Origin of the sequence: Streptomyces sp. NPDC002785, from assembly GCF_040295565.1 — a bacterium.
In the GTDB taxonomy this organism is placed as follows: Bacteria; Actinomycetota; Actinomycetes; order Streptomycetales; family Streptomycetaceae; genus Streptomyces.
Genome location: NZ_JBEOVN010000229.1, coordinates 1 through 10,592, shown reverse-complemented (window position 1 = coordinate 10,592; position 10,592 = coordinate 1). Strand labels below are relative to the sequence as shown.

The 10,592-nt window shown below is 68.1% G+C and carries 11 protein-coding genes and 1 pseudogene; 5 read left to right on the top strand and 7 right to left on the bottom strand.

The features are described 5' to 3' along the window. Nucleotides 1–46: 46 nt before the first annotated feature. Together ABTZ94_RS32880 and glnII are read right to left on the bottom strand one after the other, a co-directional pair. Complete coding sequence (locus ABTZ94_RS32880) at nucleotides 47–667, bottom strand: winged helix-turn-helix domain-containing protein (protein ID WP_351206350.1); 621 nt, start codon at nucleotides 665–667, stop codon at nucleotides 47–49. A gap of 305 nt (nucleotides 668–972) precedes the next feature. Continuing rightward, entirely contained in the window at nucleotides 973–2,007 is a 1,035-nt protein-coding gene (glnII, locus tag ABTZ94_RS32875; RefSeq protein WP_351206348.1) for a glutamine synthetase, read from the bottom strand. Nucleotides 2,008–2,188: 181 nt separating this feature from the next. Between glnII and ABTZ94_RS32870 the strand changes: the two genes are divergently transcribed. Next, complete coding sequence (locus ABTZ94_RS32870; protein ID WP_351206346.1) at nucleotides 2,189–3,100, top strand: Gfo/Idh/MocA family protein; 912 nt, start codon at nucleotides 2,189–2,191, stop codon at nucleotides 3,098–3,100. 14 nt (nucleotides 3,101–3,114) lie between these two features. After that, nucleotides 3,115–3,336: a hypothetical protein gene (locus tag ABTZ94_RS32865; protein ID WP_351206344.1), complete on the top strand. Its 222-nt coding sequence runs from the start codon at nucleotides 3,115–3,117 to the stop codon at nucleotides 3,334–3,336. A gap of 20 nt (nucleotides 3,337–3,356) precedes the next feature. Here ABTZ94_RS32865 and ABTZ94_RS32860 read toward each other — a convergent pair whose 3' ends face one another. Next, the gene (locus ABTZ94_RS32860; protein ID WP_351206342.1) at nucleotides 3,357–3,716 is read right to left on the bottom strand and encodes an arsenate reductase family protein; all 360 of its coding nucleotides are present in this window, start codon (nucleotides 3,714–3,716) and stop codon (nucleotides 3,357–3,359) included. 120 nt (nucleotides 3,717–3,836) lie between these two features. Here ABTZ94_RS32860 and ABTZ94_RS32855 point away from each other — a divergent pair, with 120 nt between their 5' ends. Next, nucleotides 3,837–4,106: a hypothetical protein gene (locus tag ABTZ94_RS32855; protein WP_093897585.1), complete on the top strand. Its 270-nt coding sequence runs from the start codon at nucleotides 3,837–3,839 to the stop codon at nucleotides 4,104–4,106. Between the two features lie 83 nt (nucleotides 4,107–4,189). On the opposite strand, the gene ABTZ94_RS32850 is transcribed toward ABTZ94_RS32855, so the two are convergent. Then, the gene (locus tag ABTZ94_RS32850) at nucleotides 4,190–4,648 is read right to left on the bottom strand and encodes a hypothetical protein (RefSeq protein ID WP_351206340.1); all 459 of its coding nucleotides are present in this window, start codon (nucleotides 4,646–4,648) and stop codon (nucleotides 4,190–4,192) included. 166 nt (nucleotides 4,649–4,814) lie between these two features. Here ABTZ94_RS32850 and ABTZ94_RS32845 point away from each other — a divergent pair, with 166 nt between their 5' ends. Continuing rightward, complete coding sequence (locus ABTZ94_RS32845) at nucleotides 4,815–5,297, top strand: hypothetical protein (RefSeq protein WP_351206338.1); 483 nt, start codon at nucleotides 4,815–4,817, stop codon at nucleotides 5,295–5,297. Nucleotides 5,298–6,817: 1,520 nt separating this feature from the next. On the opposite strand, the gene ABTZ94_RS32840 is transcribed toward ABTZ94_RS32845, so the two are convergent. After that, the gene (locus ABTZ94_RS32840) at nucleotides 6,818–7,351 is read right to left on the bottom strand and encodes a hypothetical protein (protein WP_351206336.1); all 534 of its coding nucleotides are present in this window, start codon (nucleotides 7,349–7,351) and stop codon (nucleotides 6,818–6,820) included. Nucleotides 7,352–7,707: 356 nt separating this feature from the next. Beyond that, entirely contained in the window at nucleotides 7,708–8,754 is a 1,047-nt protein-coding gene (locus ABTZ94_RS32835) for a glycosyltransferase family protein (protein WP_351206334.1), read from the bottom strand. 106 nt (nucleotides 8,755–8,860) lie between these two features. On the opposite strand from ABTZ94_RS32835, the pseudogene ABTZ94_RS32830 reads away from it, so the two are divergent. Continuing rightward, nucleotides 8,861–9,076 (top strand): annotated as a pseudogene (locus ABTZ94_RS32830) (ATP-binding protein); the annotation flags it as partial. Between the two features lie 31 nt (nucleotides 9,077–9,107). Here the strand turns inward: ABTZ94_RS32830 and ABTZ94_RS32825 are convergent. Continuing rightward, nucleotides 9,108–9,599 (bottom strand): MarR family winged helix-turn-helix transcriptional regulator, encoded by a 492-nt coding sequence (locus ABTZ94_RS32825; protein ID WP_351206333.1) that lies wholly within the window; start codon nucleotides 9,597–9,599, stop codon nucleotides 9,108–9,110. Between the last annotated feature and the right edge of the window lie 993 nt (nucleotides 9,600–10,592).

The following is a 10,592-nucleotide window of genomic DNA, read 5'->3' as shown; positions in this document are numbered from 1 at the left end:
CCGGTACGTACCGGACCAGGGCCGCTCTCATGCGCCTTCAGTGCCGTCAGGGGGCGTACTTGTAGCCGACGCGCCGCACCGTCTGGATCGACCGGCGGTGCTCGGCGCCCAGCTTGCGGCGCAGCCGGGCGACATGGACGTCCACGGTGCGTCCGTCGCCCACATGTCCGTAACCCCAGACCGTGGTCACCAACTGGTCGCGGGTGTGCACCCGGTGCGGGTGCGCGACCAGATGGGCGAGCAGCTCGAACTCCAGGAAGGTGAGGTCGAGTGTGTTCCCGTCCACCGTCGCGATGCGCTGTACGGGGTCGATGCGCACCGGACCCGCGGCCGGGTCCTCCACTGGCGACGGCACCACGTACTGGGCGGCCGCGGCGACAGCCGCGGTGACGGCCGGCTGCTGATCGGCCGGCACGAGCACCAGGTAGCCGATCAACGGCGGCCGGCCCGGCAGCGCCGGAACGGTGTGCTGCGGTGCGGGCAGCCAGGTGGCGTCCGGCGGCAGGAACTCGGCCACATCGGCCAGCTGGACGACCTCGTCGGGGTCGACGGCGCGCAGCCGGTGGCGGTTGGGGGAGAGGGAGCGGGCGGAGGTGGTGGCCGCAGCGGTCGCCGAAGGCGCCGCGGTGGCAGCGGCTGCGGCGGGGAAGGTACGAGTGTTCGCCATGAGGGTCAGCTCTTTCGCGCGAAGGAGTCGTCGATGGACGGACTTGCTTGCGTGCGCGCGGACCGAAGGCCGGGTGAGCGGCTTTAGAGGGCCTGCGCGTTCAACGCGCGGCAACACACCCGGTCGAAGTCGTAGTGCTGACGGGAGGGCCAGAACGGTTCGAGGTCGCTGCGACCTGTCGAGGTGTACTGGATGCCGACCATGCCCCCATTGAACCAGAGAACGCGACGGCGCAGCAGGCCTCTCTCGCTCGTCGACAAGGACCTCTCGGTCTGCGCCGCCACCACCTCTGCGGCGGAACGGGATCAGACCTCGTCGGCCTTCTCCAGCGCGGTGCAGCAGGTGTCGACGATCAGCCGCGTGACGACGTACGGGTCGACGTTGGCGTTCGGGCGGCGGTCCTCGATGTAACCCTTCTGGTCATGCTCGACCTGCCACGGGATACGGACCGACGCGCCGCGGTCGGAGACGCCGTAGCTGTACTCGTTCCACGGGGCGGTCTCGTGCAGACCGGTCAGACGGTCGTCGATGCCCGCGCCGTAGTTCTTGACGTGGTCCATCGGCTTCGAGCCCTCGCCCAGCGACTCGCAGGCGGTGATGATCGCGTCGTAGCCCTCGCGCATCGCCTTGGTGGAGAAGTTGGTGTGCGCACCCGCGCCGTTCCAGTCGCCCTTGACCGGCTTCGGGTCGAGGGTCGCGGAGACGTTGAAGTCCTCGGCGGTGCGGTACAGCAGCCAGCGGGCGACCCACAGCTGGTCGGAGACCTCCAGCGGGGACAGCGGGCCGACCTGGAACTCCCACTGGCCGGGCATGACTTCGGCGTTGATGCCGCAGATGCCGAGACCCGCCTGCAGGCAGTTGTCGAGGTGCTTCTCGACGATCTCGCGGCCGAAGATCTCGTCGGCGCCGACACCGCAGTAATAGCCGCCCTGCGCGGCCGGGAAGCCGCCCTCGGGGAAGCCGAGCGGGCGGTGGCCGTCGAAGAAGGTGTACTCCTGCTCGATGCCGAAGATCGGCTCCTGGCCGGCGAACCGCTCGGCCACGGGACGCAGCACGGCACGGGTGTTGGACTCGTGCGGCGTCATGTCGATGTGGAAGACCTCGCACAGGACGAGAACGTCGTCGCCGCCGCGGATCGGGTCCGGACACATGAAGACCGGCTTCAGCACCCGGTCGGAGGCGTGGCCCCCGGCCTGGTTGGTGCTCGAACCGTCGAAGCCCCAGATCGGCAGCTCCGCCACATCCTGCGACGGGCTCCCGGTCATGATCTTCGTCTTCGAACGGAGCTTGGCGGTCGGCTCGGTGCCGTCGATCCAGATGTACTCAGCCTTGAACGTCACGGAAGCCATCCTTTGCGGGTCCTGCGGTGCTGCGGTCCGGTCTCTGCAGCGCAGCTTCGCAAGCCGCGATTTCCCGTCCGTTGCTCGAATGTGAACCCCGTGTTACAGAGGATTTCTGCGTCGGCTCACTCTGCGCCGACTCAATACGGAATCGGCCCGGTGAACCCGGCAGACTTGCCCCATGACGACACTTCCCCCGAGCCCCCTGCGCGTCGGCCTCGTCGGTACGGGTCCCTGGGCCCGGAACACCCAGGCCCCCGCCCTCGCCGCCCACCCCGGTGTCGCACTGAGCGGCGTGTGGGGCCGACGCCCCGAGGCCGCGAACGCGCTGGCCGCCGCCCACGGCACCACGGCGTACACCGATGAGGAGGGCATCGACGAGCTCTTCGCGGCCAGCGACGCCATCGCGTTCGCCGTGCCGCCGGACGTCCAGGCCCCGCTCGCCGCCCGCGCCGCGGCCACCGGCCGCCATCTGCTGATGGACAAGCCGCTGGCGACCAGCGTCGCCGGAGCCCGCGAGGTCGCCCGCGCCGTCGAGCAGACCGGGGTCGCGTCCGTCGTCTTCTGCACCCTGCGGTTCGCGACGGAGACATCCGCCTGGATCACCGAACAGGCCGCCCTGGAAGGCTGGTTCACCGCCCGCGCCGAGTGGATCGGAGCGCTGTTCGCCCCCGGCACTACCAGCGAGTACGCCGCCTCGCCCTGGCGCCGCGAGAAGGGCGGCCTGTGGGACATCGGCCCGCACGTCCTGTCGGTCCTGATCCCGGTACTGGGCGACGTGACACAACTGACCGCGGCCCGCGGCCCGTCCGACACCACCCACCTGATCCTCCGCCACACCTCCGGCGCATCCAGCACGGTGACGCTCGCACTCGGTGCCCCGGTGGGCGCGGTGGGCACGGAGATCGAACTCAAAGGCGAACAGGGAACCGCCACACTGCCGCGGTGGAGCGACGCGGTCGGTTCCTTCCGGGCAGCGGTGGACGCACTGATCTCCTCGGTACGCACGGGGGAGCCGCATCCCTGCGACGTCCGGTTCGGCCTGCGCCTGACAGAACTGCTGGCCGAGGCGGAGAAGCAAACGGGGGCGTAGGGGGCGCGCGGGGCATGGGGCGGCGGCGTGCGTGTCCCTATGTACGAGGGGCGGATTCATCCGTTCTCGCCGAACACAGCCGGGCCCATGACCCGGCCCGCGTCGCCGCAGCCCGGCTGCTTCCGCACGCGCAGACGGCGACGGTTCCCGGCGCGACGCACCACACCCTGTCGCTGCACGAGCCGATGGCCACCGAACTGAACCGCAGGATCGAGGACTTCCTGATGACCAGATAGTTCTCGCTGCAGGGGGGCGCTCAGCGCCCCATGGCGTCCCGTACCGCCTCGTCCGTGCGCGCCACGACGGCGGTTCCGTCGTCCGCCGTGATGATCGGCCGCTGGATCAGCTTCGGATGCCCGGCGAGCGCCGAGATCCACCGCTCCCTCGAACCGGCCTCGCGCGGCCACTCCTTGAGTCCGAGCTCCTTCGCGTCCGCCTCCTGCGTCCGCGTGATGTCCCACGGCTCCAGCCCGAGCCGGTCCAGCACGGCCCGGATCTCGTCCGGCGAGGGCACATCCTCCAGATAACGGCGGACGGTGTACTCGGCACCCTCCCCATCGAGCAGCTGCACTGCGCTGCGGCACTTGGAACAGGCGGGATTGATCCAGATCTCCATGGGGCCAACGGTATGGGATGGATGCCGCGAAAGCCGGTCTGGCCAGCGACGATTGTCAGTGGTGGGCCGTAAAATGGAGGTAGTTCGTGAGGGTTTCACGACCTTGCCAGGAGGTTGCCCATGGCCGTTGCCGCAGTCACGACCAAGCCGCTCCACAAGCCCCTGCAGAAGAAGCCGCTCCCCGCGGGCCGGCCCCGCGAGTGGTACGTCTCCCACAATCGCCGACTGAAGGCCATGCGCCTGGCGATCGCCCTGCTCGACACGGGCGTCTACTACCCGTCGACCGCGACCAACGACAAGATACGTACGACTGCCGAGCGCATCGGTATCCACCCGCCGTCCGACACGACCTGCCGTATGGTCCGCGCCCTGATCCGCTACGGCCGCTGACGGCTGACGATCGACTGCTCGCGCACCCCAAGGCCTGTGCCCCCGGAACGCCGGGGGCACAGGCGCGTACGACCGCACCCGGCTCAGAACCCACTGCAGATGGCAGTGGCATGGGCCCCGGACGCCGAGGCCGTCCGGACGGTCCCGTCGTCCACCGTCACGGTGCGGGCGACCTCGCCACCCGACTTCCCGAGTGTGACGGCGAAGGAGCCGCCCTCCATGAAGCCCTTGGTCTTCAGCTCCCCGGTCCACGGCAGGGCCCTCAGTGTCACCCGCGCGGTCGACAGCTCGCCGTCCTGCCAGGTGGGGTAGGTGACCGTGACGTCCTTGGCGGTGCCGGTGACCTCGTACGTGATCCGCAGGGGCTTCGTCCCCTCCCTCGACAACTCACCGGCGACCACCCCGACGGCCGCGGCAACACCACCGGCCAGTACCAGCACGACGACCAGCAGCACCCAGGGCCACTGCCGCCGTCGGCGGGGCTGTGGCGGCGGCTGGGCCCACGGCTGGTCCGGGACGCCGCCCGGATCCTGGTCGCTCATGCCACCAGACTCGGCCGCCGCCCGGGACGCCGCGACTCCAGGGGCAGCCGCTGCCCACGTACGACCTCCGCTCCGGCCCATCACCCTCACCCGTCCGGCGCGCACGGCGTGCGGCCCCGACCGCCGCCCCTTTGACTGAGGCGGTGGGCTGGTACTAGGAGGCACGATGACGAGGAAAGCCTCGCGGGGTCTGTTGGCCGTACTGCTGACGACAGCCGTGATGTCGACGGCCGCCGGCTGTTCCGGCGGCGGCAAAGCCTCCAGCACGGCGTCCGAAGCCGCGTCCGCCGCGGCGTCGGTGGCATCCAGGGGTTCCGAGGTGGTGGCCTCGGCGACAGCCGCCGCAGGCGAGAAGCTCAAGGGCTTCAAGAACGGCGTGAACGCCAAGAGCGATGTCAAGGTGGGGACACCGAGCACCGACCACGACGGCCGCGCCACCGCGAAGGTCACCGTGACGAACAGCGCCGACTCGCGAAAATCGTATGCCGTGCAGATCAACTTCCGCGACCCGAACGGCAATCTCCTCGACACGGTGGTGGTGACGGTCGACGACGTCGGTCCGAAGGCCTCCAAGGACGCCACCGCCCGCAGCAACCGCAGGCTGTCGGGCGACATCAGGCCCGAAGTGGGAACCGCCCTGCGGCACTGATCGCACCACGACTTCCATCACGCCCCCTCCTGGCACGAGCCGGACAGTCCCGGTCGGGGCGGGACTCCGGACGTGTGCCGGGCCCGCGGTCTGCGAGGAGCCCGGCTGTACCCGGTGAAGACGATCTCAGCCGGCCGGCGGCTGGGGTGACTGCTCGGTGCCGCTGGTGGATTCGGGTGAAAGGTCCCCTGGAGGCGTATCGGGCGGGGGCGGCGGCAAAACATTCACGACGGTCGCAGGTGGAGGATTCGAAGGCGTGGGCACCTGAATGAGGAAGGGGAAGAATGCAATGTGGCCGCCACTGTTCACAGTCCGCTTCGAAACTCGATAGCACACGGTCGCGTTTGGATTATCAATGGTCGTGTAGCACTTGAGTACGGACGGTGCCACCTGGGAATTTTTCGGCGAGGCAACGGCATCACTCGCTGATGTGCTCAGTATGCCAGCCGTCAAGCAGAAGGAGGTTACCGCTGCGACACCGATGTTCCGCAAGGTTGTCTGCTTCATGTTCATCAGCCTAAAGGCTAGGAGTGAACTGGAATGCCCCATCAGTGTGCTGGTGCTTCAGAGGCCCCACGCACGTCATGGCTCAACGGGGACGATTCACATAGGACGTAGGACTACCGGGCGTTGGCAGCCATCGTATCGTTCGGCTCGGCCTGCTGCTGGCCCATCTCGTTCAGCTGGGCCTCTGGCGACGGCCCCGGTTCGAACCAAAATTCTTCCGGTAGCGACTTGTACGGCATCGGCCCCAGCTCCCGAAATGCCTTCGCGTACATTTCTCATGTTTGGGCTGCTCTTCAATTGTTTCCATCGCGCACCCGCGCGAGCGGTCGGTGGAGGCAACTCCCAAGTCACGACTGGTTGAATCCGGTAAAGCTTTCGACGCGACATTCTCGAAGAGAGCGCGCAAGCTGTCAGAGGAGGGATTCACCCCGGAGTTGCTGCTGCCAGTCCCGCCACTACGTCAGCGTCACGCCGGAGTCACGCCGTGATTATGGCCCGCCGCTCACGATGGCACGTGACTGGAATAGCAAGCACAGTGCCGAAAGGGAGAAAACCGTGAGAGGAAACATCGCCCTGAGTGCCGCCGCGACAGTTGCGCTTGTCGGAGGGTTGGCTGTGACCGCCGTCGCGCCGGCATCCGCTGTCCCGAACCAGACCTGCCAGGTGGCCGGAAATACCCTGACGGGACAGAACTTCGATCCCAATGGGACGTTCAGCGTCTCGCCTGTGGGGATGATGGTGCGCCCTTCCGCTGACGGTCGCATCGGACCGACCGCCGTTGCGGGCATGGGCAACTTCTCCATAGGCCCTGTGGCCTGCACCGGGGGAGGAGCGGCATCGGCAGGAAGCGGAACAGGTGCAGCCGCTGCCGCAACTGCTGGAACGAACGCGGCACAAGCGGCGAGAAGCAGAGGCGCCTCTCCGCAAGAGGCGAAGGCGCAGGGCATAGCGGCGGCACAGGCCACGGGGCGAAGCCTTGGCCTGTCGCAGACGGTGATAAACCAAGTCATCAATCAGACAACCAACAACCTGAACCAAATTATTGGTTCCACCATCGGTGGCTCCGTCATTGCGGGGACCGGTAACACGACCGGCGGTGGCAACACTACGACCACCGGTGGCACGCCGGGTACACCGGGTACACCGGGTACGCCGAGCACGCCGGGTACGCCGAGTACGCCGGGTACGCCGAGTACGCCGAGTACACCGGGTACGCCGAGTACACCGGGTACGCCGAGTACACCGGGTACGCCGAGTACACCGGGTACGCCGAGTACACCGGGTACGCCGAGCACGCCGGGTACGCCGAGCACGCCGGGTACGCCGAGCACGCCGGGTACGCCGAGCACGCCGAGCACGCCGAGTACACCGGGTACGCCGAGCACGCCGAGTACACCGGGTACGCCGAGTACACCGGGTACGCCGAGTACACCGGGTACGCCGAGTACACCGGGTACGCCGAGCACGCCGGGTACGCCGAGCACCGGTGGCGGCACCATGCCGGCGAACCAGTAGCCCGGCACCCAGCCCGGTGCTGGTGTCAGCACCCGTAGTTGACCGTTAGCCTCGATCGTTCATGAGCCCTCATCGGTTTCTTGATGAGGGCTCATGAACCTGTGTGGTGCGTCCTCTCCGGAGCGGGGGCAGGCCGGCGGCCCGGCTGTCGCGCCGGGAAGCACGGCCCGGTGGACAGCGTTGTTGGCAGTCATTTCCGGCGGAAGCCACAAACGAGCCGGGCGGAACTGCTCGCGGTCCACGACCTCGGCGCACAGCCGGTAGGCCCTGCGCATTCCGTGCACGCCGTGCAGGCGCTTGACCGAGCCCCCGAGGGTCCGTTGCAGCCGCGAGTGCAAGGAGTCGGCCATGGGCTCGTCGTACGAGAGGAGAACTGCGTCGAAAAGCGTCACGACAGGGCCTCCAAGTAGCGCGCGGCGACCCGAGTGGGCGTGAAGTCGGCGGTGGAGGCATAAGCACGCTTGGCGTGCACGGAGTGGAACTCGTCGTGGGTGGCCAGGCGTTCGGCCAGTTCGGCGGCCTCAGCCGGTGTGGTGAAGCGCAGCTCGGGGTCGATGTGCTCGGCGAGCCAGCCCAGCCGAGGTGCGATGACCGGCAGGCCCATGCCCTGGCAGTCGATCACGCTCATGGACCAGGGGCAGCCGGGGCGGAACGGGGCGATGCCGAAGCGGGCGCCGGCCAGCAGGTTCCTGTAGCGAACGCGGTCACCCCGGTCAGACACGATCTGCACGTGCGGCAGGGCGGCGAGCTGCTCGCGCATTCGCTCTGGACTGTCGGCCAGGCTCTTCCGCTCCGCGCGGCGCGGTCCGAAGAGATCCATGACTCGCAACCGGACCGTGCCGGAAGCGGCGAGGTGCCGGGCGAGATCCACGAACTGCTCGGTGCCGTAGTGCGCGTACAGCCGGTGGTTGTAGACGCCGATCGCACCCGCGCTGTACTCGGGCTTGGCATTGGCCGGGTCCCGAACGAGGCGTTCGTCGCGGGGAGCGGGCACGACCCGCAGCTTGGCGTCGAGATCCACCGTCATCCGAGCGGCAGCGGCAGACAGCCAGGACGCGGCCGTACCGGAGTGGACCATCACCCGGTCACACGCGGCCAACCCGGCGGCGAATGCCAGTAGCACGGACCTGCCCAGCCCGGCGTCGTTCAGGGAGGGGTCCATCAGGAGTTGGCCGCCAGCACTGAACGAGAAGGGGAGGTAGTGGCAGTAGCCAGCCAGCAGCGCGTCCGATCCGGCCTCCATCAACGCGACACGGAGGGCGGGAGCCTCCTCGATCTGGTTGGCCACCACCACGTCCGGCCGCTCGTCACGGATCAGTTCCACCAGCTCGTCGAGGTCGGACGAGAACCGTGCCCGGTACTTCGTTTCCGGCACCCCGGTCAGGTAGAAGCCACAACGTTCGTCTCCGACTGCGGCCGGGGCGGCTACGGTCACGCTCGCGCCGGTATCCACCAGTGCCGGAGCGAGTAGGTCCGCGAAGATCCATCCGGAATCAGCGGACAGACGGTCGGGATTGGAGATATTGAGCAGGTACAACACGTGCTACGAACGCCGGTCGGTGATCGTCACCTCGAACCTGCACCCGTCAGGCTTCGATTCGATCATGCCCAAGACGCTGGCCACCGCCGCCGTCGACCGGCTCCTGCACCACGCACACATCGTCCTCACCGAAGGCTCCAGCCTGCGGCTGACTCAGGCAACCACCGGCCAGGGCGTCGTCCCGCTGAACCAGCCGGGCCAGAACGTGTCTCCTTGACGGGTTCGTCGGCTGACCAAAGAGGCAGAATCTACGAGCCCCCGTTGCCCTCGACGTTGGCGACCATCCTGCGCAGCACCTTGAGCGCGGCTACGTACTCTTCGTCGCTGATGCCCTCGTGGACCACGGTGCGCAGCTCGGTCACCAGCTCGCGCAGCCGCACCCGGGCAGCCTCCCCGGTGTCGGTGAGCTGCAGGCGCTGCCCGGCGTCGATTCGGAGCCAGCCGCGGTGGAACAGCTGGTCGATGACACGAGCGATCTCGTGCGGCCCGTCCGCGAGGGACGTCAGCTGGATGACGACCTCCTCGCGGCTCGGCGCCGCGGGCCCGCCGTTCACCCTGTTGAGCACCCAGTACTGCGGCTGCGTGACGTCGATCCTGGCCATAGCGTCACGCAGATGCCGGGTGACGGCCGCGTGGGCGAGGCCACTCCAGTATCCGATGGGCTGAGTGGCCAGCATGTCGTCGGTGGCGGCCGGATCAGCCGGCGCCTGGTCGGTGGTGGTGTCAGTCAGCGGTCTCATCATCGCGACGCTATATCCCCCATCGCACCGCCAGCGCAACGGGGCACCAACGCTCACACGCCCCCATCCGAGGGACGAATAGTCATACCGGACAGGGAGATCAACTGTCCGCGCACAAGGATCTGAGATGTCCACTCACCCGGACGGCCTGCTGTCCGTTGACACCCCACAACGCCTTGCCCGACTTGGCGTCGAAGGCGTGCAGGGCGTGGCCGTCCACGACCAGCAGAGTGTCGCCGTGCAGTCGAGGTTGGCGGGCACCTGGCCGCAAACGAATCGGACGCGGCCACAGAGAACGGGGAATACGCTGACTAGCGGTCCGTTTGCGGCGGGGGCGTGGTGTGTCCGTTGGGGCGGGTGAAGTCGTGGGTTGAGTCAACGGCCAGCCCGAGAGGGCCTGGAGCAAGGAGTCACGGGTCACGGTCGCACCGGTCGGAGCGTAGTCACTCGCACACTCCCTCAGTCGTGAGAACAGCGCGGAGCCATCGGCTGCTGATCCCTGGGCTGCCATCGGCTGGAGGCGTTCCACGGCCGCCGTCCGGTCTTCGGGACGGACGCCCTCCAAGCGAAGGTCCAGGATGGACAGGTGAGCCAGGAGCCGCCACGTAAGGACGTCGGGCGTGAGTCCGGAATCAGGAGCACCCGCATTCACCGCACTTGCGACCAAAGCTTTCAGGTCCGTGAGCGCGCGGTGTGCCGACTTGTTGAGCCGCCCCGGCTCGGCCAGGCGGTCTCGGAATACGCGGGCACTTCCGGCAGCGACAGCGGTCGTAGCCAGAGCTTGCAGGGATGCTGCCCGAGGGAAGGGTGAAGCCACGGCCAGCACCAGATGCCAGCGGCCCGCGTCTAGATACGCCCACTGTTCTTGCAAGGTCGTGTTTCGCGAAGTGGTGTCCGTAAAGTGTGGCGACCGCTGGGAGAACGGGAACGCAGACGAACGAGGGCCGCTACCCCGTGGTCGGGGTAGCGGCATGAACGAGGGCCGCTACCCCG